Origin of the sequence: Paraburkholderia sp. GAS199 (assembly GCF_050436585.1) — a bacterium.
Lineage (GTDB): Bacteria > Pseudomonadota > Gammaproteobacteria > Burkholderiales > Burkholderiaceae > Paraburkholderia.
On sequence record NZ_JBNDMM010000003.1, the window covers coordinates 582735 to 609356 of the forward strand.

General features: G+C 62.7%; 23 protein-coding genes. 5 read left to right on the plus strand and 18 right to left on the minus strand.

Annotated elements, in window-relative coordinates:
- The first annotated feature begins 151 nt into the window (after nucleotides 1-151).
- Nucleotides 152-1354 (plus strand): amidohydrolase family protein, encoded by a 1203-nt coding sequence (locus P3T18_RS14290; RefSeq protein ID WP_429300568.1) that lies wholly within the window; start codon nucleotides 152-154, stop codon nucleotides 1352-1354.
- 15 nt (nucleotides 1355-1369) lie between these two features.
- Here P3T18_RS14290 and P3T18_RS14295 read toward each other — a convergent pair whose 3' ends face one another.
- From P3T18_RS14295 to P3T18_RS14310, 4 genes are read right to left on the minus strand one after another with little or no spacing between them, the layout of a single operon-like run.
- Nucleotides 1370-2830 (minus strand): amidohydrolase family protein, encoded by a 1461-nt coding sequence (locus P3T18_RS14295; RefSeq protein ID WP_429300569.1) that lies wholly within the window; start codon nucleotides 2828-2830, stop codon nucleotides 1370-1372.
- Nucleotides 2831-2862: 32 nt separating this feature from the next.
- The gene (locus tag P3T18_RS14300; RefSeq protein WP_429300570.1) at nucleotides 2863-4059 is read right to left on the minus strand and encodes an amidohydrolase family protein; all 1197 of its coding nucleotides are present in this window, start codon (nucleotides 4057-4059) and stop codon (nucleotides 2863-2865) included.
- 5 nt (nucleotides 4060-4064) lie between these two features.
- Nucleotides 4065-5543: a sodium:solute symporter family protein gene (locus tag P3T18_RS14305; RefSeq protein WP_429300571.1), complete on the minus strand. Its 1479-nt coding sequence runs from the start codon at nucleotides 5541-5543 to the stop codon at nucleotides 4065-4067.
- On the minus strand, nucleotides 5540-5764 hold the full coding sequence (locus P3T18_RS14310) for a DUF3311 domain-containing protein (protein ID WP_429300572.1): 225 nt from the start codon (nucleotides 5762-5764) through the stop codon (nucleotides 5540-5542). Before P3T18_RS14310 ends, P3T18_RS14305 begins: the two co-directional genes overlap by 4 nt.
- Nucleotides 5765-5985: 221 nt before the next feature.
- Between P3T18_RS14310 and P3T18_RS14315 the strand changes: the two genes are divergently transcribed.
- On the plus strand, nucleotides 5986-6867 hold the full coding sequence (locus P3T18_RS14315) for a LysR family transcriptional regulator (RefSeq protein ID WP_429300573.1): 882 nt from the start codon (nucleotides 5986-5988) through the stop codon (nucleotides 6865-6867).
- A gap of 15 nt (nucleotides 6868-6882) precedes the next feature.
- Here the strand turns inward: P3T18_RS14315 and P3T18_RS14320 are convergent, their stop codons facing one another.
- The 11 genes from P3T18_RS14320 to P3T18_RS14370 form a co-directional block, all read right to left on the minus strand.
- The gene (locus tag P3T18_RS14320) at nucleotides 6883-8205 is read right to left on the minus strand and encodes an NAD(P)/FAD-dependent oxidoreductase (RefSeq protein WP_429300574.1); all 1323 of its coding nucleotides are present in this window, start codon (nucleotides 8203-8205) and stop codon (nucleotides 6883-6885) included.
- Nucleotides 8205-9497: an NAD(P)/FAD-dependent oxidoreductase gene (locus P3T18_RS14325; RefSeq protein WP_429300575.1), complete on the minus strand. Its 1293-nt coding sequence runs from the start codon at nucleotides 9495-9497 to the stop codon at nucleotides 8205-8207. The genes P3T18_RS14320 and P3T18_RS14325 overlap by 1 nt, the downstream gene beginning before the upstream one ends.
- A gap of 71 nt (nucleotides 9498-9568) precedes the next feature.
- Nucleotides 9569-11149, minus strand: coding sequence for a DUF3138 family protein (locus P3T18_RS14330; RefSeq protein WP_429300576.1), 1581 nt, complete (start codon nucleotides 11147-11149; stop codon nucleotides 9569-9571).
- 36 nt (nucleotides 11150-11185) lie between these two features.
- On the minus strand, nucleotides 11186-12097 hold the full coding sequence (locus P3T18_RS14335; protein ID WP_429300577.1) for an ABC transporter permease subunit: 912 nt from the start codon (nucleotides 12095-12097) through the stop codon (nucleotides 11186-11188).
- Nucleotides 12094-13068, minus strand: coding sequence for an ABC transporter permease subunit (locus tag P3T18_RS14340; protein ID WP_429300578.1), 975 nt, complete (start codon nucleotides 13066-13068; stop codon nucleotides 12094-12096). Before P3T18_RS14340 ends, P3T18_RS14335 begins: the two co-directional genes overlap by 4 nt.
- Complete coding sequence (locus tag P3T18_RS14345; RefSeq protein ID WP_429300579.1) at nucleotides 13065-14228, minus strand: ABC transporter ATP-binding protein; 1164 nt, start codon at nucleotides 14226-14228, stop codon at nucleotides 13065-13067. Before P3T18_RS14345 ends, P3T18_RS14340 begins: the two co-directional genes overlap by 4 nt.
- 216 nt (nucleotides 14229-14444) lie before the next feature.
- Nucleotides 14445-15566, minus strand: coding sequence for a polyamine ABC transporter substrate-binding protein (locus tag P3T18_RS14350; RefSeq protein ID WP_429300580.1), 1122 nt, complete (start codon nucleotides 15564-15566; stop codon nucleotides 14445-14447).
- Between the two features lie 73 nt (nucleotides 15567-15639).
- The gene (locus P3T18_RS14355) at nucleotides 15640-17076 is read right to left on the minus strand and encodes an aspartate aminotransferase family protein (protein ID WP_429300581.1); all 1437 of its coding nucleotides are present in this window, start codon (nucleotides 17074-17076) and stop codon (nucleotides 15640-15642) included.
- A gap of 46 nt (nucleotides 17077-17122) precedes the next feature.
- Nucleotides 17123-18457 carry a glutamine synthetase family protein gene (locus P3T18_RS14360; protein WP_429300582.1) on the minus strand — a complete coding sequence of 445 codons (1335 nt, stop codon included), beginning with the start codon at nucleotides 18455-18457 and terminating at the stop codon, nucleotides 17123-17125.
- Nucleotides 18458-18491: 34 nt separating this feature from the next.
- A complete protein-coding gene (locus P3T18_RS14365) occupies nucleotides 18492-19286 on the minus strand; it encodes a gamma-glutamyl-gamma-aminobutyrate hydrolase family protein (RefSeq protein WP_429300583.1) in 795 nt (264 codons plus the stop codon).
- A gap of 304 nt (nucleotides 19287-19590) precedes the next feature.
- The gene (locus P3T18_RS14370; protein ID WP_171983793.1) at nucleotides 19591-19812 is read right to left on the minus strand and encodes a hypothetical protein; all 222 of its coding nucleotides are present in this window, start codon (nucleotides 19810-19812) and stop codon (nucleotides 19591-19593) included.
- 396 nt (nucleotides 19813-20208) lie between these two features.
- On the opposite strand from P3T18_RS14370, the gene P3T18_RS14375 reads away from it, so the two are divergent.
- Both P3T18_RS14375 and P3T18_RS14380 read left to right on the plus strand, forming a co-directional pair.
- Nucleotides 20209-20760, plus strand: coding sequence for a cupin domain-containing protein (locus P3T18_RS14375; RefSeq protein WP_429300584.1), 552 nt, complete (start codon nucleotides 20209-20211; stop codon nucleotides 20758-20760).
- A 109-nt stretch (nucleotides 20761-20869) separates the two neighbouring features.
- On the plus strand, nucleotides 20870-22363 hold the full coding sequence (locus tag P3T18_RS14380) for an aldehyde dehydrogenase (RefSeq protein WP_429300585.1): 1494 nt from the start codon (nucleotides 20870-20872) through the stop codon (nucleotides 22361-22363).
- 12 nt (nucleotides 22364-22375) lie between these two features.
- Here the strand turns inward: P3T18_RS14380 and P3T18_RS14385 are convergent, their stop codons facing one another.
- Nucleotides 22376-23395: a VTT domain-containing protein gene (locus tag P3T18_RS14385; protein WP_429300586.1), complete on the minus strand. Its 1020-nt coding sequence runs from the start codon at nucleotides 23393-23395 to the stop codon at nucleotides 22376-22378.
- Between the two features lie 325 nt (nucleotides 23396-23720).
- Here P3T18_RS14385 and P3T18_RS14390 point away from each other — a divergent pair, with 325 nt between their 5' ends.
- Nucleotides 23721-24335, plus strand: coding sequence for a peroxidase-related enzyme (locus P3T18_RS14390; RefSeq protein ID WP_429300587.1), 615 nt, complete (start codon nucleotides 23721-23723; stop codon nucleotides 24333-24335).
- 9 nt (nucleotides 24336-24344) lie between these two features.
- Here P3T18_RS14390 and P3T18_RS14395 read toward each other — a convergent pair whose 3' ends face one another.
- Together P3T18_RS14395 and P3T18_RS14400 are read right to left on the minus strand one after the other, a co-directional pair.
- Nucleotides 24345-25598 (minus strand): MFS transporter, encoded by a 1254-nt coding sequence (locus P3T18_RS14395; protein WP_429300588.1) that lies wholly within the window; start codon nucleotides 25596-25598, stop codon nucleotides 24345-24347.
- An 83-nt stretch (nucleotides 25599-25681) separates the two neighbouring features.
- On the minus strand, nucleotides 25682-26620 hold the full coding sequence (locus tag P3T18_RS14400; protein WP_429300589.1) for a LysR substrate-binding domain-containing protein: 939 nt from the start codon (nucleotides 26618-26620) through the stop codon (nucleotides 25682-25684).
- Nucleotides 26621-26622: the final 2 nt, after the last annotated feature.

Below are 26622 nucleotides of genomic sequence, written 5' to 3' on the forward strand. Positions count from 1 at the left end.
GCTTTCAAACGCGACGCGTGGACGAGAAACCGTCGGGAAACCATCCAGAAAGCAAATAGGCGTCAGTCCAACATTTAATTTGTCGAGGCCGCGACGCTCCGATAAGGTTCAGCGATTGCCCATCATGGGCCATGAACGACAGAGGCAGATCATGTTCGACCGCGTATTCGTCAATGCCGTGGACGCCGACGGCGCACCGCTGAATCTCGCCGTACGGCAGGGCCGTTTCGCCGCCATCGGCGGTGAGCGCCCTGAAAGCGGCGGCGCGGAAATCGTCGACCTGCAAGGGCATCTGGTGCTGCCCGGTTTCGTCGACGGCCATATTCATCTCGACAAGAGTTTTGTCGGCGACCGCTGGCGTCCGCATCGTCCGGCAAGCAGTTTGCGCGAGCGGCTCGCGGTCGAAAAGCAGCAGCTCGCGAGCGCCGCGCCTATTGCCGAGCGCGCCGATGCGCTGATTCGGCAGGCGGCGTCGTTCGGCACCATGGCCATGCGCTGTCATGTCGACGTGGACGCGACGACCGGGCTGACGCATTTGCACGCCGTCATGCAGGCACGCGAAAGGTGGCGTGGCGTCGTCGATATCGAACTGGTGGCGTTTCCGCAGGCGGGCGTGGTGTCCTGTCCCGGCACCGCGCAGATGCTCGACGCGGCCGTGCAGGAGGGCGCGCAGGTGGTGGGCGGCATCGATCCGACCACGCTGGATAACGACGCCGAGGCGCAACTCGATATCGTCTTCGGTATCGCCGAAAAACGCGGCGTGAAAATCGACATTCATCTTCACGAACCGGGACAGCAGGGCATCGATCAATTGCATCGGATCGCGGCGCGGACCAAAGCGGCGGGACTGAACGGCCGGGTCGCCGTCAGTCATGCTTATGCACTCGGCGACGTCGCGCCGGACGTGGTCGAACGCATCGCGGCCGCGCTGGCGGACGCGGGCGTGTCGATCATGACGAACGCGCCGGGCGATCGCGCGTTTCCGCCGGTTCTCGCATTGCGCGCAGCAGGCGTGCAGGTGTTCACCGGCAACGACAACATTCAGGACGCGTGGTGGCCCTACGGCAACGGCGACATGTTGCAGCGGGCCATGTTGATCGGCTATCGCTCGGGTTTCTATACGGACGAGGAATTGCGTATCGCGCTGAACATGGCAACGCAGGCGGGCGCCGCCGTGCTGGGCAAAACCGGCTACGGTGTCGAGGTGGGCAACGAAGCGAGCTTCGTGATCGTGAAAGCGCCGAACGCCGCCGCGGCGGTGGCCGCCGTTCCCGCTGGCCGCGCAATCGTGCGGAACGGTGAATTCTGGGGAGACGGCGCAGCCACGTCGCGTTCGTTGTTCAACGCGGATTGAGTGTTGGAATAAGCTTTAGTAACGACTGCCGCGCCACAACGTGGCCGGCTCGTCCAGCAGGTGATGCAACCCGGCGCGCTCGAATGTTTCTTCGGCCGCGGCCGAGACGCGTTCGAGTATGTCCGCTTCGTCCACCGAGAGCACCTCGTAGTTCTCCATCAGAATTTTTCCGCCGACCATCGTCATGCACACGTCGGCGGCATTGGCGAAACAGGTCACGCGATGAACCGGCATGTTCATCGGCATGAGGTGCGGCTTGTAGAGATCGATGAGAATGATGTCGGCGAGTTTGCCGGTTTCGAGCGAACCGAGTTCGTGGTCGATGGAGAGCGCGCGGGCTGCGTCGATCGTCACCATTTCGAGTACCTTGCCGTGCGGCAATACGTCGGGATCGCGAAAGTGGCGGCGATGATAATGCATGCATTGCCACATATGACGGAACATGTCGTAGCCCCGGTCGGGCGCCGCGCCGTCCGAGCCGATGGCGACCGTCACGCCCACGTCGATGAGTTCGGGCACGGGGCAGCGCCCAATGATCGACATGATCGCGCTCGGGTTATGCACGATCGACGCGCCGGTTTCGACGCACGCGGCGATATCCGCTTCGTTCAGATCGATCGCGTGCGACATGAACGACTTCGCGCCCAGCAAGCCCAACTCGCGATGCGCGAAATCGAGTGTGCCCGTGCGATGACCGTCCTGCGTGAAGCCGAGGTTTCGCTCGCGCGCAAGCGCGCCATAGCGTTCCGCCTGACGCCGGAACGACTGCTCGTACGCGGCCTGAGCCGGATAGTGCTGCGGCGCGTAGACGGGCAGCGTCAGGGCGATCTGGATGCGGCCGTTGCCGTCGCCGTGGCAGCTGTCGATAATCTCCTTGCAGACCTCGTACATCTGCTCGAAATCGATTTCGCGCGTCACGTTGCCGCTTTTGTCTGCCGCGCCGTGCCGCGTATAAGCGCGCGGTTCGGGCGGACGCGACGGACCTACCGCAACCATCGAGCGCGTGCCGGTTTTCAGCACCGCGTCGCAATGACGCCGCGCATACACGGGGTCGTCCGCGCGCATGATGGAATCGCCGCCGCCTAGCAGGGAAACGCCTGTCGTCACGCCGGCTTTCAGGCGCTCCAGCGCAGCCAGGTGCGATTCCATTTCCCAGAAGTTTTCGTCCGATGCGCGGGTGTAGATGGCTTCGCATGCGGCCGTCCATGCATCGCCGTCGGCGCCGCCGATCGTTTTGAGCATGGCGTGTCCGGCATGGGCGTGCGCGTCGATGAATCCGGGCAGCACGGCTTTGCGACGCGCGTCGATCACGCGGTCGGCACGATATTGCCGCGCGAGTGTGTCCGTGTCTCCCACGGCCACGATGCGATCGCCCTTGATGGCAACCGCGCCGTTTTCGATGACGCGGCGCGCGGGATCGAGTGTGATCACGCAGCCGTGTTCGATCAGAATGTCGATGTGTTGCTGACTGTTCATATAAAAGTGCCGGACGTGAAGCGTTTTTCCGATCAGGCTGCCTTCAGCCACTCGCCGTTGCGCACCACGATCTGGCCGTTCGCCATCACCAGCTTTCGTTTGGGACGCGAAACGATGGCATGAGCGAGTGTGTCGGCTTCCACCAGTACGAGGTCGGCGCGCGCGCCGCTACGCAAACCGTAGTTGTCGAACCCGCAACCCTCGGCGGCGGTGTCGCTCACGCAACCGAAGGCGAGGGCGAGATCGTCGTCGCGGCGCAGATCGTAGCGCAGACCGATCAGCATGGCGCGTTCGAGCATGTCGGGCACGCCGTACGGCGTCCACGTATCGCGAATGCCGTCGTTGCCGCCAAAAATCGTCACGCCTTTTTCCTTGCAGATTTTCAGAGGCGGCACGGGCCGCGAAGCCGGCGCACTCGTGAGCAGCGCCACGCGCAAATGCGCGAGCCGCTCGAGCAGTACGTCGCGCTCGCGCTCGGGCAGTGCGCCGAGACAGAACGCGTGGCTGACCACCACGCGCCCTTGCATGCCCGTCGCGGCCACGCGATCGAGCAGCAGTTTCAGCGAGAATGCGCCAACTTCGCCGGGCTCGTGCAGATGAATGTCGATGGGTTTGCCGTAGCGCTGCGCCAGTTCGAACGTGGTGTTCAGCGACGCCGCCGGATCGCCGTCGATCAATGCGGGATCGAGCGCGCCCAGCACGTCCGCGCCGGCCGCGAGCGCCTCGCCGAGCAGCCCGACCGTGCCGGGACGAATCAGCATGCCCGACTGCGGAAAGGCCACGATCTGCATGTCCATCACGTCACGCAAAGTCTGGCGCGTAGCCAGCACGCCTTCGAGATAGCGCAGCCCTGCGTCGGTATCCACGTCCACATGCGTGCGCAGACGCGTGGTGCCCGCCTGCACGAATGCGCGCGCGAGCGCGAGCGACTGCGTGCCGGCATCGTGTCCCGAGGTCTTGCGCCATTCGCGTTCGTTGCTGATGCGGTCCGTCAGCGCGGGGCCGACTTCGTTGCGATACCACGGCTGGCCCCAATGGCTCTTGTCGAGATGCGTGTGTCCTTCGACAAAACCCGGCAGCAGCAGGGCGCCGCCGCCGTCTTCGAGCGCTGCGTCGGGTTGCGCCTGCAGATGTGCGCCGAGCGCTTCGATCCGGCCGTCCACGATGCTGACGGAAACCGCCTGACCATCGGCCGTGCGGACATTGCTGAGAAAAAGTGAGCGGTTCATGGTGTTCATACCGATTCGACCGACGTCGCCAGGCGCGCTCGCAGTGCGCGCTGCGCCGCGCTGATGGCGACGAACACGGCGGCATTGACGACCAGCGCGACGAGGCCGGTATTGATGGAGGTGAAGGCGAGCGGCGCAGCCGGAAAGACCGACGCCAGCGTCATGCCACGCCAGTTTGCCAGCGCCAGCACGATCGCACCGGCGAAGATGCCGCCGAATGCCGCTTCGCGTGTACCGAACGGGCGCTTGAGAAAACTGGAGGCGAGCATCGGAACCAGTTGCGTCAGCAGGCTCGACGAGAAGATGGCAAGCGCCACGAAATTCGAGCCGCCATGCAACACGAAATAGACCACGACCAGCGTGAACAGCGGCAACACGATGCGCGCGACACGTCCCACTTCGCGGTCGCTCGCGTGGGGCGCAAAACCTTCGCGATAGATATTGCGCGCGATCATGGTGGAGGCATTGAGCATGATGAGCGAGCCGGGCACGAGCGCGGTGAGCAGTCCCGCGCCGCCGACGATGCCCACGAACCACGACGGGAACGTCTGCTTGACGAGCCGCAGAAGCGCGAGATCGGTCTGTGCGCCTTCGAGCCCATGCACGGTCAGCACCGCGGCGAATCCGACGAGAAACAGGAAAGCGATCAGCACCTGGTAGATCGGCATCAGCATGGTGTTCTTGCGCAGCGCCGACGCGTCGCGTGCCACGTACACCGCCGTGAAGCCGTGCGGATAAAGATAGTAGCCCAGCGAGGTCAGCAGCAGCGTGGAGTTGTACCAGCTGAGATTGAAGCCATGTTCCGGCATGCGCAGCAGTTCTGGATGCACGGCGTCGATACGCGCGAACATCTCGCCGAAACTGCCGAAGTAGTGCAACGGCAGATACGTGCCGAGAAAAATCGCGAGCGCGAGGATCAGCACGTCCTTGAAAATCGCGATGCTGGCCGAACCGTGGATACCCGACACGCTCATGTACACGACCATCAGCGTGGCGCTGATCCAGATGGCGGTGTCTTGCGAAATCAGTCCATACGACATTTCGGAGACGATGATGCCGAGTCCGCGCAACTGGATGATGAGCAGCGCGATCATCGCGAATACGGCCACCACCGACACCAGCACGCCGATCGCGCGGCTGTCGTACTTCGCCGCGAAGTAGTCGGCGAACGAAACGAGGCCGTGTTCTTTCGCGTAACGCCAGATGGCCGGCAGCATCCAGTAACCGATGACGTAGGCGAGACAGCCGTACGAGAGGATGTAGAAAGCGGGCACGCCCTTGCTATAGGTCCAGCCGCTCGCGCCGAGAAACGAGAAGGTGGAGAAGGCCTCGCCGGCCATCAGCAGGAAAGTGAGCAGCGAGCCGAAGCCGCGGCCGCCCACCGCCCACTGTTCCAGACTGAGGGTTTTCCCGCGTCGCGCGTATAGCCCGACCGCCAATGCGAACAGCGCGAACAGAACGATGATGACGAGCGCGGCGTTCATTGTCCGTTCTCCATTCGCGCATGCGCTGCTTCCGCCGCCGCTTCATCGCGGCTGTCCAGATGAAAAATGATCGCGAGGATGCCGGCGGTTGCCGCCATCCAGAACAGATTCCACACCAGCAGGAACGGCAGACCGAACAGCAGTGGCGTATCGGCGGCGAGCGAGCCGCCCGAATAGATGCCGATGAACGGCAGTGCGGCGAGCAGAAAACGGAATTTCATAGCTTCGTTCCCAGTGAGTCTTGCGAGTCCCGACAAAACTTCTGATGAAAGCCGGTAACGAGGACCATTGGGTAATGTCACTGCAGCTACCGCATTCACCGCATCGATAGCGCCCGATCTTAGCCATCCCGTCGCACATTAAAAAATTAAATGTTCAAATGCGTGTCAGTGGAAAATCGAATAACATTTCCTGCACTGGTATTTGAAGCCCGAATCGTTCGATGAAACCCGAAGCGAAAGCCCGTACCCCGCTATTCGACCTGGACCTGCTGAAGGCCATCGTGATGGTGGCCGACTGCGGCACATTCACGGCGGCGTCCGCGCGGCTGCATTCCACGCAATCCACCATCAGTCAGAAAGTGAGGCGGCTGGAGGAAATGGCGGGCCATAAGCTGCTCGAGCGCGGCAGTCGCGACGTGAGCCCCACCGACGCCGGAGAAACGCTGCTGGCCTACGCGCGCAGAATGCTCGCGCTCAACGACGAAATGATCGAGGCGCTGTCCGGCGCGACGGTCGGCCTCACGGTGCGACTCGGTGTGCCTGAAGATTTTGTCGGCGGTCCGACTACGCATATGCTCGCGGCGTTCAACCGCAAACATCCACAAGTCAAACTGGAAGTGACGAGCGGTTTGAGTCGCGATCTGGGCAACAACTACGATCGCGGCGAACTCGATCTGATTATCGTGAAGCAGCGCCGCAATAGCCGCGAAGCGGTGGCGTGCTGGCCGGAACAGTTGCGCTGGATCGACAGCGCGAAAAACCCGTCGTACAGGCTCGATCCGATTCCGCTCGTGGCGTTTCCGCCGCGTGGCCTTTATCGTGACGACATGACGAATGCCATCGAAAGTCTGGGCCGCCGCTGGCGCATGAGCTTCATCAGTTCGAGCCTCAGCGGTATTCAGGCGGCAGTGGCCGACGGTCTCGGCATCAGTCTGTTGCCCGCGCGCGCGGTCACCTCGGATCACGTCGTATTGACGCCGAAGAGCGGTTTGCCCGCGATCGAAACCATGGACATCGCGCTATTGCATCGTCCCACGGCCGACGCCGTGGTCAAGGAACTGGCGCGGGCGCTGGCCCGCATGCTCGGACCGCAGCGCCGCTGAATGCTTGCTGCGCCGTTAGAACAGTTCGAGAACCCGGTGATACAGCATGCCGAGTTCGAGCGCCGGTCCGCGTAATGCCGGGCCGCCCGGAAAGCGCGCATGCCGTAGCTGCGCGAACAGGTCGAAGGCCGCGCTTTCGCCGGCCATCGCTTTTGCGACGACGCGTCCGGCGATACCCGTCAGCGCCACGCCGTGCCCCGAAAAGCCCTGTACGTAGTAATAGTTTGGATCGATCTGCCCGAAATCGGGCGCACGGTTGCGCGTCACGTCGACGAAGCCGCCCCACGCATGGTCGATTCGCACGTCCGCGAGTTGCGGAAACACGCCGGTCATGCGCGTGCGGATCGCCTCGCCGAGTTGCGCGGGCGACGCGCCGGTTGAGCTGGCCCGGCCGCCGAACAGCACGCGATGATCCGCCGACAGGCGGAAGTAGTCGAGAAAGAAGTTGTTATCGCAGATGGCCTCGCGGCCTTTGATGAGCGCGTCCGCTCGCGCCTTGCCGAGCGGTTCCGTCGCGACGATGTACGACGCGATCGGCGCGATGCGCGCGGCGACCGCCGCGGGCAACACGTCGCCGATGGTGGCGTTGCCGCAGGCGGCGACGAAGCGGCAGCGCACTTCGCCGTGCGCGGTACGCACGATGGGTTTCGCGCCGCGCACCACTTCCAGCACCGGCGAATGCGCATACAGTTGCGCGCCTTCGCGACGTGCGGCGTCGGCGAGTCCGAGGCAATATTTGAGCGGATGCAGATGCCCGGAAAACGGGTCGTAGACGCCGGCCAGATAGCGTTGCGATGCGACGCGGGCGCGCACTTCGTCGGTATCGAGCCAGGTGAGCTTCGAATAGCCCCAGCGTTGCGAGGCGGCGTCCATCCACGATCGCAAATCGGCCACGCGTTTCGGTTTGGTCGCTACCGTGAGATAGCCGGACGTGAAATCGCAATCGATGCCGTAGCGCTCGATGCGCTCACGCACCAGCGCCACGCCTTCCACCGACATGGCCCACGCGGCGCGCACGCCGTCGAGCCCCAGCTGACGTTCGATGATCTCGTCTTTGGCGAAACCCACCAGCGTCTGGCCGCCGTTGCGACCCGATGCACCCCAGCCGGGACGATGCGCGTCGAGCACGACCACGGAGAGGCCACGCTCCCGGCATTCCAGCGCCACCGACAACCCCGCGTAGCCCGCGCCGATCACGCACACGTCGGCGTCGATACTGCCTTGCAGCGTCGGATCGTCGACCGGCGGACGAGTCACGCTCGCTTCGTACCAGGAGTTGGCGATAAGCGCGTCGGCGCGCTGGTCGAGTGCGTTGAAACCGGGAGTGGCGGCGTTCATCAGAGCATATCCTTCATTCGATACCAGGCCATGGCAAGCACGAGGGCAGGGGTGCGCAGTGTAGCGCCGCCCGGAAAATCGCGGTGACGAATCTTGCCGAACAGATCGAAGCGCGATGCCTGCCCCGAGATTGCTTCGGCAATCAGCTTGCCGGCCAGACCTGTGGTATTCACGCCATGCCCCGAGAAGCCCTGCGCGAAATAAACCGTTGGCGAGAGCCGGCCGAAATGCGGCGCGCGATTCATGGTGATGTCCACGAAACCGCCCCACGCGTAGTCGATCTTGACGTCGTCGAGTTGCGGGAAAGTCTTCAGCATATCGCGGCGCATCGCTTCGCCGAGGTTGCGCGGCGCGAAGGTCGAGTAGCTGACCTTGCCGCCCCATAGCAGGCGATGGTCCGGGGCGGGGCGGAAGTAGTCGAGCACGAAGCGGCTATCGCAGACGGCCGCTTTGGCGGGCATCAGGGCTTCGGCGCGATCGGGATCGAGCGGTTCCGTGGCGATCACGTAGGTACCGACCGGCATGATCTTGCTGGCGACCTGCGGCGCGAGCTGGCCGAGATAGGTATTGCAGGCGAGCACGACGAATTTCGCTCGCACACGGCCATGCGCGGTTTCGGCGACATGCTGGCCGCTTTCCTCGCGCAGGGCGGTCACGCGGCTGTCTTCGAAGATCTGCACGCCGGCCTCTCGCGCCGCGCGTGCGAGGCCGAGCGTGTAATTCAGCGGATGCAGGTGGCCGCTCGCGGCGTCGAACAGGCCGCCGAGATAGCGCTGCGACTGCACGTACTGACCGACGCTATCGGCATCGACATAATGAAAGTGTTCGTAGCCGAAGCGGCGTTGCGCTTCGTCGCGCCATTTTTGCAGCGCGTGGGTGTCGCGCGGTTTGTTGGCCGCGGTCAGATAGCCGAAGCTCAGATCGCACTCGATCCCGTGACGCGCTACGCGGTCTTTCACGATATCCAGCGTTTCGATACCCATGTCCCAGATGCGCTTGACGTCTTCGGCGGGCATGAACTGCGCGAAGGTATCGATATCGCACGCGAAACCGCCGATCAACTGGCCGCCGTTGCGGCCGCTTGCCGCCCAGCCGACTTTCGATGCTTCCAGCACCGCCACGGAGAATCCGCGCTCGGCCAGATTGAGCGCGGCGGAAATGCCGGTGAGACCGGCGCCGATCACGCAGACGTCGACGGTGATCGTGTCGTCGAGCGGCGCATGGCGTGTGGTGTCGTTGGCGGTGGCCGCGTAATAGGAGGCGACGTGCGGCTGGTTCGAGAATGAAAGCATAGGCAGAGTATGCAAAAAAGCCCGCAAGGGTGGTCGTTCTTCGAACGCGCCACGTTTGCGGGCAGTGCGGGTTAGAACGAGTAGATGAACTGTGTCGCGAGCAGGTCGTTGGATTTGCCGTACGAACCGTCGTTCTTCAGGAACACCTGCTTGTTGGCCCAGTCGTGGCGATATTCCACCTTGACCGTGATCTGCTGGGTCGGATAGAACAGCAGGTCGAGCGACACGTCCTGACGGGTGGCGCCCTTGCACTCGAAGCCGAGGCCGCCATTGGCCTGCGAATTGGCGAGACAGTCCGCGCCCACGCCGAAGCCGTTGGCCGTGTCCATGCCGTTGCCGTTCAACGCGATGCCACCACCGCCGCCGCCGTTCTTGCTGTCCACCAGCAGGTCGTAGCGGATCGTGGCGCCCATGCGGCCCACCACCGGCAGATTGAACTTGCGGTGCGCGAGCAGCGAGAGGCCGTACCACTGTGCCTGACCGCCGTTGTAAGCGGCATTCTGCTGCTGGCCGTAGTCGAGTTCGGCGTTGTACTGCACGTCGGCGAGCGTGTAGGTCAGGTCCGCTTCGGTGAAGAAGAAGGTGCCGCCCGCGCTCGGCGACTGACCGCCCACGCCGTAGCTGACCGCGCCGGTATTGGCGTCGATGGCGCTAGGCAAGGTCTGCCGTCCGATATTGATCGAGCCGCCGACATCGAGTGCGCTCGACCACGTATAGTCCGTGCGCGCCGTGAAGGTCGGAATCTTGTTGCTGGTGGTGATCGGATCGCCGAGTGCGTTCGTGCCGATCTGCGTGGTCGCGCCGTAAGTGCGGTACTGCTCGTTGCCGAGGAAGAACTTCCACGCCCAGTTGCCCGCCGTGTAATTCGCGCCGACGCCGATGTAGCTGCCCGGATCGGAGAAGTCGTAGAGCAGGTTGTGGGTGAGCGTCAGCATCTGGTTGGACTGCTGCACTTCATAGCCGCCGAAGCTAGGAATCAAACCGGCGACAAGTGTGGTGGTGGCAGAAACCGGCACGTTCACGACGGCGGTGTTCAGAATGTTGTTGCCGATATCGCCATGCGAGTTCTGCAGCAGCGTAATGCCGTTGCCGCGATTCGGCATCAAGGTGATTTCCGCCGACGGCGCCATCGGGCCGACACCGAAGGTCTTCTTGATATCGAGGTACAGATCGCCGAACGTGCTGTTGAAGTAGTTGTAGCTGCTTTCGTGGTTCGCGAACAGGAACGACGAACTGCTCTGCGCGCGGTTATACATGTAGGTCGGATCGATATAACCCGTGACGGACAAACCGGCGATCGGACCGGTTTGCGCCGCGTCTTCCAGCGAGTCCACCTTCAACTGCTGGTTGGCGATCTGCTGCTTCATCGCCGTGACGTCGTCGTTGGTGAGCGTGGCCTGCGCACGGCCGTATTCCGGCGAAGAAACGTCCACCGGCGCGGCGGCCACTGCCGGCGTGGAAGGTGCCGCCGTGGCCGCTGTCGCTGTGGCGGCCTTCGGCTTGGTGGCGACTTCGGCGCGTAACTGCTTCACTTCTTTTTGCAGCGCGTTGAGTTGCGCCTGCAGCGCCTTGATCTGGTCGCTGGTGGCGTCCGCCATGGCAAAGCCAGGCAGACTCCCCGCCACCAACAGACAGATGAGCTTCTTTCTCATGCAAATTCTCCTTATTGATCGTCTTGCAAAAAACTTCTAGGCGCGTGCCGTATCGAGCGACTTTCGTACGGCGGCTTGTTGTGGTGGAACGGGCTGCGGATCGGCGGCTTCGGCGAGAGCGAACGCCATCTGCATGTCCTTGTTGCGTTTGCGCTCGCGCAGTTGCATCCAGCGGTTCACCGCGATCACGCCGATCGTGACCGTGGTGATGAAGATGGTGGCGAGTGCGTTCATTTCCGGATTCAGGCCGAGACGCACGCGCGAGAACACCACCAGCGGCAACGTGGTCGAACCGGGACCGGAGAGGAAAGCGGACAGCACGAGGTCGTCGAAAGAGAGCGTGAACGACAGCAGCCAGCCGGACATCAAGGCCTGCGAGATCAGCGGCAGCGTAATCAGGAAGAACACCTTGAAGGGGGTGGCGCCGAGATCGAGCGCCGCTTCTTCGAGCGACTTGTTCAGCTCCTTCACGCGCGACTGCACGATGATCGCCACGTACGACACGCACAGCATCACGTGACCGATCCAGATCGTGAAGAGACCGCGGCCCTTCGGCCAGCCAAGCATCTGTTCGAGTGCGACGAACAACAGCAGCAACGAAATGCCCTGAATGACTTCGGGAATCACGAGCGGCGCGTTGATCATGCCGGCGAACAGCGTGAAACCGCGAAAGCGGCCGAAGCGCGCGAGCACGAAGCCCGCCCAGGTGCCGATCACGACGGAGGCGCACGCGGTCAGCAGACCGATCTTCAGCGAGAGCCAGGCCGCGCCCAGCAACTCACCATCCTGCAGCAACGCGCCGTACCATTTGAGCGAGAAGCCGGACCACACGGTGACGAGCTTCGATTCGTTGAACGAGTACACCACGAGGCTGATGATCGGGATGTACAGAAACAGGAATCCGAACGTCAGCACGCCGGCAGACAGGGTTTTATTCGGCTTGATCATTTCGAGCCCTCCAGTTCCTTGACCTGGTAGTACTGGAACACGGCCATCGGCACGAGCAGAAGCAAGACCATCGCGACGGTGACGGCGGATGCCATCGGCCAGTCCATATCGTTGAAGAACTCGTCCCACATCACGCGGCCGATCATCAGCGTGTCGGCGCCGCCGAGCAGTTCGGGAATCACGTATTCGCCTACCGCCGGAATGAAAACCAGCAGGCTGCCGGCGATGATCCCGTTCTTCGACAGCGGCAAGGTGATGCGCGTGAACGCCGTCCACGGTTTGCAGCCGAGGTCGTAGGCGGCTTCGAGCAGGGTGAGATCCATCTTCACGAGGTGAGCGTAGAGCGGCATCACCATGAAGGGCAGATACGAATAAACCATGCCGATATACACGCCGATATCCGTGTGATAGAGCCGCAACGGCGAATGAATCACGCCGATCGCCATCAACGTGTGATTGAGCAGGCCGTCGTCCTTCAGAATGCCGATCCATGCGTAGACGCGAATCAGGAACGACGTCCAGAACGGCAGCATCACGCCCATCATCAGCAGGTTGCGTTTGGTGGGCTCGGAACGCGCGATGTAATACGCGACCGGATAGCCGATCAGCAGACAGAAGAAGGTCGAGACGGCCGCCATCTTCAGCGAGCTGATATACGTGGCAACGTAGAGATCGTCCTGCAGCAGGAAGGCGTAGTGGCTCAACTGCATGGCGAAGTGCACCATGCCGTCCTTGACCGTCACGAGATCCGTGTAGGGCGGAATGCCCAGACGCAGGTCCGCGAAACTGATCTTCAGCACCAGCACGAACGGCAGCGCGAAGAACACGGTGAGCCACAGGAACGGCACGCCGATCACGGTCGAACGGCCCGAGGGCACGAACCACGAGAGGCGCTTGATCAGCGAGCCGGACAGGCGGCTGCCGGACGGCGCGCCGAGCGCCGCGGGGGAGTGGGTGGCGGGATTTCTCATTGCGTCAGCACCACGCCGCTGGCGGGCGACCAGTAGACGAACACGTCGTCGTTATAGGACGGCGCACCGTCGCCGATGAGTTGCGAGCTGGGCAGATTCGACACGACCGTCTTGCCGCTCGGCAGACGCACGTGATAGAGCGAATAGCTGCCCATGTACGCGACATCCGACACCACGCCGCGCGCCCAGTTGTGCTGCGCCGACGGTTTGTCGAGGGAGACCTTCACGCGCTCCGGACGCACCGAGATGCCGACCGGCATGCCGAGCGGCCCGGTGATGCCGTGGCTCACGTACATGCGCGCTTCGAGTTCGTCGCTCTCCACGAAGATGTGGTCCGGTTCGTCTTCCACGACCGTTCCTTCGAACAGATTGGTCGAGCCGATGAACTCGGCGGAGAAGCGGCTATTCGGATGCTCGTACACCTGGCTGGGCGAGCCGATCTGCACGATGCGGCCTTCGCTCATCACCGCGAGCCGGCCGGCCATCGTCATGGCTTCTTCCTGATCGTGCGTGACCATCACGCAGGTCACGTCCACCTTCTCGATGATGTTCACCAGTTCGAGCTGGGTCTTCTGGCGGATCTTTTTATCGAGCGCGGACATCGGCTCGTCGAGCAGCAGCAGCTTGGGGCGTTTGACCAGCGAGCGCGCCAGTGCCACGCGCTGCTGCTGGCCGCCGGAAAGCTGATGCGGCTTGCGCTGCGCGTATTTGCTCATCTGCACGAGATTGAGCGCGTCGGCGACGCGTTCCCGGATCTCGTTCTTCGGCGTGCCTTCCTGCTTGAGCCCGAACGCGATGTTCGCTTCCACGCTCATGTGCGGGAACAGCGCGTACGACTGGAACATCATGTTGACGGGCCGCTTGTACGGCGGCATGGCGGCGAGGTCTTCGCCGTCGACGTAAATACGGCCGGACGTCACCGTCTCGAGACCGGCAAGCATGCGCAACAGCGTGGACTTGCCGCAGCCGGAACTGCCAAGCAACGCAAACAGCTCGTTCTTCGCGATGCTGAGGTTGACGTTGTCGACAGCCGTGCTGTCGCCGAATTTTTTCACGACATTTTCGATGCGAACGAATTCGTCCGTTTTCGATTTTGTCGCCGATGCGGGGCGGGCCGTCTGGGCGGCGCCGGCCGCGCTATGTGAGGTCGTCGAGTTCATGATGTAACCGTTCCTTGCGGATCGCGGGCGCAAGTGTCTCCCTGCGAGGCGCGGAAAGCGGCTCGCACGTTGCGCTGCGATCTGAAAACATGGGACTGCGCGCCGCTGGGAAAAGCAGAAAAGCGCGCAGGCTGACTACGGTAATGGCAACTTCATGCGCTCAGGGATCGAGCGATCCCTGAGCGCGGGATCAATCGCTTTTAAATAACGTGAAAATCAGTGGCCGGTTTTAAGCTGTGCCCAGAGACGGTTCTCCAGACGCAGAATGTCGGTGGGCATCGGCTTCATCAGCGTCATCTTGCTGAGTACGTCGTCACCCGGATAAACGGTCTTGTCCTGCGCGACCGCCGGCGTGACGAACTGGCGTGCTGCTTTGTTCGCGGTCGGGTAGAACACTTCGTTGGTGATCGCGGCGTTGACCTTCGGATCGGAGATGTAATTGATCCATTTCAGCGCGGCTTCCGGATGCGGCGCGTCTTTCGGAATCACCATCACGTCGAACCACAACAGGCCGCCTTCCTTCACGTTCGAGAACTTGATCTGATACGAACGCTTGGCTTCTTCGGTGCGACGGCTTGCAATACCCACGTCGCCTGACCAGCCCAGCGCGACGCACACGTCGTTATTGGCGAGGTCGTTGATGTAGCCCGACGAATTGAATTGCGTGATGTACGGGCGGATCTTTTTCAGCACTTCGAAGGCCGCCTGATAATCGGCCGGGTTCGTGCTGTTCGGATCTTTATGCATGTATTGCAAGGTGGCGGCGAACACGTCCACCGCCTGGTCGAGAATCGACACGCCGCAGCTCTTCAGCTTCGAGAGATTGGCGGGATCGAACACGAGCGCCCAGCTGTCCACGGGAGCATTGGCGCCGAGCGCTTTCTGCACGGCCTGCACGTTGTAGCCGATGCCGTCCGTGCCGTACGCCCAGGGCACGCCGTACTGGTTGCCCGGATCGGCGTCGGCGATCATCTTCATCAACACGGGGTCGAGATTCGCGAGATTCGGCAGCTTCGATTTGTCGAGCTTCTGATACACGCCGGCCTGAATCTGCTTGGCCATGTAGTTCGACGTCGGCACGACGATGTCGTAGCCCGAACTTCCCGCGAGCAGTTTGGCCTGCAAGGTGTCGTCGCTATCGTAGTTGTCGTACTTGACCTTGATGGCGTCCTGCTTCTCGAAGTTCGGAATCGTGTCTTTCGCGATGTAGTCCGACCAGTTGTACACGTTCAGTTCCGTGTCGGCCGCAAGGGCCGGCGTCGCCGACAGCGCAGCAAAACCGGTAAAGGCGAGAAGCGCGGCGCCCGCGACCGCATGACGAAGATGACAAACGCTCATGGTTTTTTCCCTTGATGTGAAGATCCGGCATGAGCGTGGAAAGTGGGTGTGCTCATGCCAGAACGAACTGCCGTTACGAAATGCCGAGTTGTTGTGCAGTCGCGTCGATGGCTTTTTTGGCCTTCGAGACGATTTCATCGATTTCCAGACGATTGATGACGAGCGGCGGCGAGAGCAGCATGCGGTCGCCGGTGGCGCGCATGATGAGGTTGCCGTTGAAGCAGAAGTCGCGGCAGATCGTGCCGACGTCGCCGCCGTTGGCGAAACGCTTGCGGGTTGTCGGGTCTTGCGCGAGTTGCAGACCGGCCACGAGACCCGCACCCGAAATTTCGCCGACGATCGGGTGATTCGCGAAGGTGTCGCGCAATTTCTGCTGGAAATACGGACCCGTATCCGTCTTCACGCGATCGACGATCTTTTCGTCGCGCAACAGCTTGAGGTTCGCGACCGCCACCGCGGCGGCGACCGGATGGCCCGAATAGGTCAGACCGTGATTGAAGTCGCCGTTCTCGATGATCGCCTTGGCCACGCGATCGTGCAGACCCACAGCGCCCATCGGCACATAGCCGCTGGTGAGACCCTTGGCGAGGGTGATGAGGTCCGGCTCGAAACCGAAGTGCTGATGCGCGAACCATTCGCCGGTGCGGCCGAAGCCGCCGATCACTTCGTCGGCCACCAGCAGAATGTCGTATTTGCGGCAGATGCGCTGGATTTCCGGCCAGTACGTGGCAGCCGGGAAAATCACGCCGCCCGCTCCCTGGAAAGGCTCACCGATAAAAGCGGCAACGTTCTCCGCGCCGATTTCGAGAATCTTCGCTTCGAGTTGCTGGGCGCGCGCCAGAGCGAATTCTTCCGGCGTGAGGTTGCCTTCCGCTTCGCCGAAGAAATACGGCTGGTCGATATGCACGATGTTCTCGACCTTCGAGGGCATCTGCTCGTGCATGTAGCCCATGCCGCCCAGCGTGCCGCCTGCGATAGTGGAACCGTGATAGCCGTTCCTGCGGGAAATCACGACCTTCTTCGCCTGCTTGCCTTGCGTCGCCCAATACTGATGGACGAGGCGCAGCACGGTGTCGTTGCCTTCCGAGCCGCTATTGCAGTAGAAGAAGTGATTGAACGGTTCGGGCGCGAGTTCGGCGAGCAGCGCCGAGAGTTCGATCACCGGCGGGTGCGTGGTCTTGAAGAAAGTGTTGTAGTACGGCAGTTCCTGCATCTGGCGGTACGCCGCGTCGGCCAGTTCCTTGCGGCCATAACCGACGTTGACGCACCACAGACCGGCCATGCCGTCGATGATCTTGTTGCCGTCGGAGTCCCACAGGTACACGCCGTGCGCTTTCACGATCACGCGGCTGCCGCTGCGGTTGAGCGAGCCCATGTCGGAGAACGGATGGATGTGGTGGGCCGCGTCCAGCGCGCGATATTCCGCGGTGCTGCGTTGTTGCGTTGCCTGTGCGCTCGCGGCCGGCTGCGCCGGTTGCACGTAAGCGACTTCTTCGGTTCTGTAGCTCATACTGCCTCCAGTTTTTCGTTTCTGCGTGTCGATTGCCGGGTTCTGCTCAAACGTGCAGGAGCAAATGCCGGCGTTCCCATGAACTGATCACGCGGAAGAACGCTTCGTATTCGGTTTCTTTCAGTGCGAGATAGGCTTTGACGAATTTCTCGCCGAGTACTTCGGCGATGGGTTCGCACGCGCCCATCAAGGTCAGGCCTTCTTCGAGATTGCGCGGCAACTGATAGGGCAGTTCATAGCCGTCGCTCAGTAAAGGCTCGGTGGCTTCGAGCCTTTGCGTCATACCCAGATAGCCGGCCGCGAGCGTGGCGGCAATCGCCAGATACGGATTGCAATCCACGCCGGGAATACGGTTTTCGATGCGGCGCGCAGCCGGCCCCGAATGCGGAATACGGAAGCCCACCGTGCGATTGTCGTAACCCCAGGCCACGTTGATCGGCGCGGCCATGAAGCGCGACAGGCGGCGATACGAGTTGATATACGGCGCGAAAATCGGCATCAAGGCGGGCGTGTATTTCTGCAAGCCGGCGATATAACTCGTGAACAGGGAAGTCGCCTTGCCGTCTGGTCCGGTGAACGCGTTCTGGCCGGTTTCCTCGTCTATCAGACTCTGATGCATGTGCATGGCCGAACCCGGTTCGCCTTCCATGGGTTTGGCCATGAACGTCGCGTACATCTTGTGACGCAGCGCGGCTTCACGCACCGTTCGCTTGAAGAGGAACACGCTGTCGGCGAGTTTGAGCGGGTCGCCGTGCATGAAGTTGATTTCCATCTGGGCCGCGCCCACTTCGTGAATCAGCGTATCCACTTCGAGTTCCTGCACCTCGCAGTATTCGTAGATGTCTTCGAAGAGCGGATCGAATTCGTTCACCGCTTCGATCGAATACGCCTGACGTCCGGTCTCCGGACGGCCGGTGCGGCCAATCGGCGGTTGCAGCGGCAGGTCCGGGTCCTTGTTCATATCGACCAGATAGAACTCCAGCTCCGGCGCGATGACCGGTTTCCAGCCCTTGGCCTTGTACAGTTCGAGCACGCTGCGCAACACACGGCGCGGCGAGATGGCGACGGGCGTGCCGTCGAAGTGGACGCAATCGTGAATCACCTGGGCGGTCGGATCGACTGCCCACGGAATCATGCGAATCGTGCTGGCGTCGGGCACGCACACCATGTCCGGGTCGGTCACGCCGGTGAGCGTGCCGTCTTCCGGATAGTCTCCTGTGACGGTCTGGATCATCACCGCCTGCGGCAAGCGCATGGATTCACCGGACTCGAATTTGCTGCGCGGAATGATCTTGCCGCGTGCGATCCCGGCCATATCCGGAATGATCGCTTCGATTTCGGTGACACGGTTCTTTTTCAGAAAATCGTCGATGTCATGCATGATTGTTCTCTCTGTTTTTTGGTGCGCGACCGGCTCAGGCATGCGTGGCGGCGGCGGATGCCGCGCCATAGCCGGCCCTGGTGCGCATTCGATCGCGGCAGGCGTCGCCGAAGGCACGAAAGATCGCTGTCGAGAGCGCGTCGTTCGCATGCTTCCACTCCGGGTGCCACTGCACACCCAGTGCGAATGCGCGCGCGTTCTTCACGCTCACCGCTTCGATCAGTCCGTCCGGTGCCGTGGCTTCGGCCGCGAGGCCGGCGCCCAGCCGCTCGACGCCTTGTCCGTGCAATGAATTCACGCGCGCTTCGTTCGCGCCGCTCGCGAGGCGTTGCAACAGGCTGCCCTGCGTCAGCGCGACGGGATGCGAGGGTGCGTATTGCACGTCGAGGTCGTCTTCCTTGTTCTCGCGGTGATCGTTCAGACCGGCCACCGCGTGAACGCTTTGATGCAACGTCCCGCCGAACACCACGTTCATTTCCTGAAAACCCCGGCAGATGGCCAGCACCGGCACGCCTGCTTCGATTGCCTCGCGCAGCAGCGGCAGTGTCGTCGCGTCGCGGGCGGCGTCGTGCAAGGTGCCCGGCGCACTCGCCGGGCCGCCGTAACGATGCGGCTCGACGTTCGAATAGCTGCCGGTGAAAAGCAGCCCGTCGACGGTGGCCAGTACATCGTCGGCCGCCTGGCGTTCGCCGAGCGCCGGCAGCAACATGGCCAGCGCATTCGAGCCGTCCACGATGGCGGCGATGTACTTTTCGCCGACCACGTGCGACGGATGAACTCCCATCATCGTTCTGTCGGCGCTGATGCCGACCAGAGGTTTGTTTCGCATAACGAATAGACGTGTGTGTTCCCCGCGGGACGCGGCATGAACGACGTTAAACACAGCGCGGCACGATTCCGCAGCCGGACGCGAGGCGTCGAGCCACCGGAGTGGTGCAGGCGGTGGCGTTGCGAAACGCGCCGCGCGTGATGATCGGATTGGCCGTTCGCTTCGTCCGCGGCCGTGAGCCACGGCTTGAATGCAGTGCGAAGCGCATGCGCGGCAGACGACACCGCACCTGCACGAACGCAGGGCTCAATCGAGCGCGCTCACGCAAACGGACGAAACGAACGGCGGGAAAAAGGGGGAGGCGCTACGGCAGCAGCGAGGCGACTTCGTCCGTGCGAACGGCAATGAAGGCGCGCGCGGAGATAGAGTTGTGGCGTCGAACTGAACGGCGGGACAGGATCGTGAAGACGGACAGGAAGCGGCGGAACGCAAGGCTGCCGTTGCTGCCGTCGGCGATGGCGCCGTCAGCGCGAGGACAACTCGCCTGACTACGATTCCATCTCACCAAAGGGCCTCGGACTCTCACGATTACACTCGACTAGCGACGTTGAAAGTATTGAACGGTCTGCTCGATATCGCACGGGGCGTTTAAAGAAACAGGACGTTGGGATAATCGATTCACACCGATGCGAACGGGTTCGCTTTGCTTCATGACTTCGGTATGACGATCGCCTGGGAACCAGCATATACGAGCCAATAATGCCGTCAAATCATTTTTAAGAAAGATGGATCAGGGCTTTCCCGAGGTTGTGGATCCGATCATGCGGAGTGGGAACATTCATTGCGCTAAACATATTTCGTAATCCTTTCAGGGTTTTCCCCAGCGGCGCGATGATTAAAGTGATTAGAATATTCAACACTCGCGGGCAGGCATTGCCCGAGTCAACGCGCCCCGATCGTTTTCATGTCAGAGAACCTAGCGATGTCTATAGAAGTAGCGACCCGGTTGCAGTACATCCGTAAAAAGAACGGACTGTCGCAACGCGAACTGGCCAAACGGGCAGGCGTGACCAACGGCACCATCTCGCTGATCGAGCAGAACCGCGTGAGCCCATCCGTGGGCTCGTTGAAGAAACTGCTCGAATGTATTCCGATGAGTCTCGCGGAATTCTTCACCTTCGAGGTCGAAACGGAGCGCTCGGTGGTATCGCGCCGCGCCGACATGCCGAATCTCGGCAACGAGGCGATCGAGTTCTATCTCGCGGGGTCCAGCGTGAAAGATCGCAACATGGGCATTCTGCGCGAGGTGTATCAGCCGCTCTCGGACACAGGCCCGGAAATGCTGGCGCACGAAGGGCACGAGGGCGGCGTGATCGTGCGCGGCCAGATCGAACTGACGGTAGACGGCGTGACGTGGTTGCTCGACCCCGGCGACAGCTACTACTTCGAAAGTCGCTTACCGCATCGTTTTCGCAATCCCAGCGCGGAGCATCTCTGCGAGATCGTGTCGGCGAATTCGCCGCCTACGTTCTAAAGACTCCGCGCCAACGCGCCCCGGCGCAGTTCATTGCCGCAGGAAACCCGTGTCGCGTGATGGCGATGCGGGCCGGCACGCGCCGGGCGCATAACATTGAGGCATCCTGATGGACAAGAAGACACTCGCTTTCTGGCAAGACAAAGCCGCAACGCTTTCGATCGAAGGCCGCGCGTTCATCGATGGCGAATATCGCGCCGCTGCAGGCGGCCGTACCTTCGACTGCCTGAGCCCGATCGACGGCCGGCTGCTCGCGAAAGTGGCCGACAGTAGCGCGCAGGATGTCGATGCGGCGGTGGCGTCCGCGCGTCAGGCATTCGACTCGGGAGTGTGGTCGGATCTGAATCCGCGTCAACGTAAGGCCGTTTTGCTGCGCTGGGCCGCTTCGATTCGCGAGCACAAGGACGAACTCGCGCTGCTGGAAACGCTCGACGCGGGCAAGCCGATCGGCGACACCACCACGGTTGACGTTCCGGGCGCCGCGTATTGCGTGGAATGGTTCGCCGAAGCCATCGACAAAGTCGGCGGCGAAGTCGCACCGGCCGATCATCATCTGGTCGGACTCGTCACGCGCGAGCCGATCGGCGTGGTAGCCGCCGTGGTGCCGTGGAATTTCCCCATTCTGATGGCGTCGTGGAAATTCGGGCCCGCGTTGGCCGCGGGCAATAGCGTCGTGCTGAAGCCTTCGGAGAAGTCGCCGCTCACGGCTATCCGTCTCGCGCAACTCGCGTACGACGCCGGCATTCCCGCCGGTGTGTTCAACGTGCTGCCGGGCGCGGGCGAGCCCGGCAAACTGCTCGCGCTGCACCAGGACGTGGACTGTCTCGCCTTCACGGGTTCGACCAACGTCGGCAAACTCATCATGCAATACGCGGGGCAGTCGAATCTGAAACGCGTGTGGCTCGAACTCGGCGGCAAGTCGCCGAACATCGTCATGCCCGATTGTCCGGACCTCGACCGCGCGGCAAAAGCGGCGGCCGGCGCGATCTTCTACAACATGGGCGAGATGTGCACGGCGGGTTCGCGTCTGCTCGTGCATAAAGACATCAAGGACGTCTTCCTCGACAAGCTGATCGCTGCCGCGCGCAGTTATACGCCGGGCAATCCGCTCGATCCGAAAACCTCGATGGGCGCGATCGTCGACAAGGTGCAACTCGAACGCGTGCTCGGCTATATCGAAGCGGGCCGCGCCGAGGCGAAGCTGTTGCTCGGCGGTTCGCGTGTGAAAGAAGAGTCGGGTGGTTTCTATATCGAGCCGACCATCTTCGACATTCCGGCTGCCGGCGCCAAGGTGGCGCGCGAGGAAATCTTCGGACCGGTGTTGTCGGTCATCACGTTCGACACTATCGAAGAAGCGATCAGAATCGCCAACGACAGCGAATATGGGCTTGCCGCCGCCTTGTGGACGTCGAACCTGACCACCGCGCACGAAGTCTCGCGCAAGCTGCGCGCGGGCACAGTGTGGGTCAATTGCTATGACGAGGGCGGCGACATGAACTTCCCGTTCGGCGGCTACAAGCAGTCGGGCAACGGTCGCGACAAGTCGCTGCACGCGCTGGAGAAGTACACGGAGCTGAAATCCACGCTGGTGCGTTTGCGCTAAAAACGCAAGGGTCTATTTGGCGAGGGTGGCGCGTACGGTGTATTCGCCCTCGTCGCCCTCGTCTTCCTGCAGATGGGCGCGCGTAATGTCGAAGTCGGCCGGTAACGGCTCGACCGGATAGCCGCGCTTTTCCCACGCGTCCAGACCGCCTTTCAGCGCCCGCACATGATGGAGCTTCTTGCGGTGCAACTGACCGACGATCCGTTTCGCGGTCGCTTCGTTGGGACACACGCAGTACACCACGATAGGCCGCTTCAGCAGTTCGGGATCGATGGCATCGGGCGAGTCGAGATCGAGCGGCTGCGCGCCCGCGATACGATGCGATTCCTTCTCGCGGACACTGCGCGGACGGGCATCGAAAATCAGCGGCGGTTCGGCCGATTTCATCATGCCGTCGAGCTGATCCGGCGTGATGCGCACGTCCGCGAGCCAGCGGCGAAATTGCCAGCGGCGTACCCATCGGTACAACATCACGGCCGCGAAGATAACCGCAAACGCGTCGACGATGGTGCCGCCGTTGTGCCGCACCAGCAGAACGACGGCCACGATCTGATCGTGCAACGCCGCGCCGCCGATTACCCACACACCGGCCCATAGCGCCGCGCCGAGGAAATCCCACATCAGGAACACGCCGACGCCGATCGCGGTCGTGCCGAGCAGCGGTGCCGAAATCAATCCGAGGCCCGGCAGAAATTTGGCGACCGTGAGAATCGGCGCGCCGTAACGTTCGTACGTGTTACGCGTGAGCCGCACGGTGGTGTCGAGCGAAAGGGAAAAGCGTACGAGGTGGTTCAGCAGACGGCGGCCGTACAGGCGGCCGGTGAAGAACCACAGGCAGTCGGCAATCAGCGTCGCGCCGATCGCGGCGCCCAGTACGCCCGCGTAGGAGGCTTGTCCCATGGCGGCCATGGTGCCACCGAGTATCAGCATCGGCGCGGCCGGAATCGGCATGCCGAGTTGCGTGATGAGCACGCTCATGAATACGGCCCAGACGCCGAGCGAGGGTGGAATTGCTACGGGAAAATGCCACACAACCGCGTTCCTCTTGAGCGAATGAAAGATTGCCTGATGACCGGGCCCTCGCAGCTTTCGTTCCCGACGCGCGAGCGGTCGAACGAATGGCTGCGCGGCGCAGAAGCGGACGCCGGCACCCGACAGGCGGATTTAAGCACAGGTTGATGAAAGCATGCGTCCGCGCCGGCGCAAAGCAGGCGCGAAGGCGAGGAGTGCCGGCTGGAATGGCGACCTGAAAGCGAGGTGGCGCCCGCGCGGTTCGGGGCAGGGTTGCTACAATCGTCGGACCTCGACCGCGCCTGCATGCAATGCCGCGCAGGCGCTAAAACAAACGGAGACATCCATGGCAAACGCCCAGCCGATCAGCCGCTATCCCGTGCCGAAGCCCGCCGAATGGCCCGACGACATTCGAGCCCGGATTCTGGACGTGCAGGAGAAGGCCGGCTTCGTGCCGAATGTCTTTCTGACGCTGGCGCATCGCCCCGACGAGTTCCGCGCGTTCTTCGCCTATCACGATGCCCTGATGCTCAAGGAAGGCGGCCTCACCAAGGGCGAGCGCGAGATGATCGTGGTGGCAACCAGCGCGGTGAACGAGTGCCTGTACTGCGTGGTCGCGCACGGCGCGATCTTGCGGATCTACGAAAAGGCGCCGCTGGTTGCCGATCAGGTGGCCGTCAATCATCGCAAGGCGGATATCACGCCACGGCAAAAGGCCATGCTCGATTTCGCGCTGAAAGTGTGCCGTGCTTCGGGCACCGTCGACGACAACGATTTTTCCACGCTGCGCGAGCAGGGTTTTTCCGACGAAGACATCTGGGACATCGCCGCCATCACGGCATTCTTCGGGCTCTCGAACCGCATGGCGAACGTGATTTCCATGCGGCCCAACGACGAGTTCTTCCTGATGGGACGCGTGCCGAAGAGTCCCGGCGAAACGAAGAAGGACGCGAAGAAGTAGCCGGAGCGCTCAGGCCCGTGCCGGCTGTTTCGCGAGCGGCGCGGGCGTGCCGAGCGCGCTGTCGTCGATTGGGAAGTGCAGCAGCGCGGCGATCAGGCCGGCGGCCACGGTGGCTTCCCACAGCAGCGAATACGAGCCGGTCAGATCGAACACCAGACCGCCTAGCCAGGCGCCGAGAAACGAGCCGATCTGGTGGCTCAGGAAGCAGAAGCCGAACAGACTACCGAGATGCCGGGTGCCGAACACCTTGGCGACGAGTCCGCTCGTCAGCGGCACGGTGCCGAGCCACGTGAGTCCCATGACAGCGGCGAATATCACCACCGATACCGACGTTTTCGGCAACACGAAAAACGCCGCAATGGTGGCGCTGCGAACGAGGTAAAGCCAGCCGAGTACGCGATGCTGACGAAAGCGCCCGCCGAGCCAGCCGCAGCCCCAGCTGCCCGCCATGTTGAACAGCCCGATCAGCGCCAGTGCGGTCGCGCCGAGGCCGACCGGCATATGGCAGAGCATCAGATATTCGGGCAGATGCGTGGCGATGAAGGCGAGCTGGAATCCACAAGTGAAGAAACCGAGCGTCAGCAGCCGGTATCCGCGGTGGCGGAACGCACGGCCGAGCACGGCGCGCAGCGCTTCGGGACGCGCGTCCGTTTGCGGCACGCCCACGCTCGCACGGCGATCGAGCAGCATGCCGAGCGGCGCGATCAGCAGCATCAGGAAGGCGAGCGCGAACAGCGAGGCCGCGACCCCGGCACCGAGCCGCACGCCCTGCGCGAACGGCACCAGCAGCACCTGACCCGCCGAGCCGCCCGCGCTCACCAGCCCCATGGCCATGCTGCGCTTCTCCGGTGAGACGATTCGGCCGACTGCCGGCAGCACCACGCCGAAGGTCGTGCAACTCACGCCGATGCCGACCAGCAATCCCATGCCGACGATCAGCAGCGGACCGGATGGCGCCACGGCCGCCAGGCCGAGCCCCGCCGCAAACGTGGTGGCGCCGAATGCGACCACCGGCGCCGAGCCGTAACGATCGGCGGCCGCGCCTGCGAATGGCTGCGTGAAACCCCACACCAGGTTGTGCAGCGCGATCGCGAAGGCAACCAGCGTGACCGGCAGGCCGCGGTCGAACGAGAATGGCCCGATGAACAGGCCGAAGGTTTGCCGCGTGCCCATCGCCGCGCTGAGAACGAGGGCGCCGGCGACGATCACGAGCGTGACCGGGTCGAGGCGAAGGGGCAAACGTGAGTGATGAGTGCTGGACATGGTTCGGGTCTCCTTCGACAACATGGTCGCAGCGAGACCTGGAACCGGCAAAAGAAAAGTTTTTGACGACAGATGAGCGGCGCTCACCTGTGCGCGGTTTCCGGCACGTCGAATGGTTCGGCCTGCGCGACCAGCCATTGTTGGAAGTCGAACAACTCCGGCCGGCGTTCGACGTTGTCCGCGCTGACCAGCCAGTAGGCCGTGCTGGCAGCGACCGTCGGCGCGCACACTTCGACGAGCAGGCCGCTGGCGAGATCGCGATCCACCAGCGGACGCCTGCCGAGCGCGACGCCGAGACCCATCGACGCGGCTTCGAAAGCGAGCTGGATGGTGTCCACGCGTAAGCCGTCTGATAGTTCGGGTTCCTGATCGTCGGTCGGCGATTGCAGTGTTTCGCGGGTTGCGTCGAACCACGCCTGCCAGTCTTCGCTTGCCGCGTTCACGTGAATCAGGGTCGCGTGACGCAGATCGAATGTGCCGTGCCGTTCGCGCAATTCGTCGCGATAGGCGGGGCTGCACACGGGCACGAGCCGTTCGCCGAAGAGCCGCGTCCACGATGCGCCCGCAACGGGCGTGCGGCTCATGCGGATCGCGAAATCGAAGCCGTCGACGGGAAAGCCGACCTGACGATGGGAAGTATCCACGGTGACATTGGCGTCCGGCCAGCGCGCGCGAAAACCTTGCAGGCGCGGCAGCAGCCAGCGCGAGGCGAGGGTGGGCGCGCAACTGAGCGCGATGGGGCGGTTGCTCCGGTGATTCGGCAGACGCTGCGTGCCGATGGCGATCAGCGAAAACGCTTCTGCGATATACGAGAGGTAATCGGCGCCGGTCGGCGTGAGCGAAATGCCGCGCGGCTCCCGCACGAACAGCTCGACGCCGAGCGCCTCTTCGAGTCCGACGATGCCGTGACTGATCGCGCTCGGCGTCACGTTCAGTTCGGCGGCGGCGAGTTTGAAGCTGCGATGCCGGCCGGCCGCCTCGAAAAAGCGCAGCGCGGGCAGCGGAGGCAGACGAAGCGGCATGA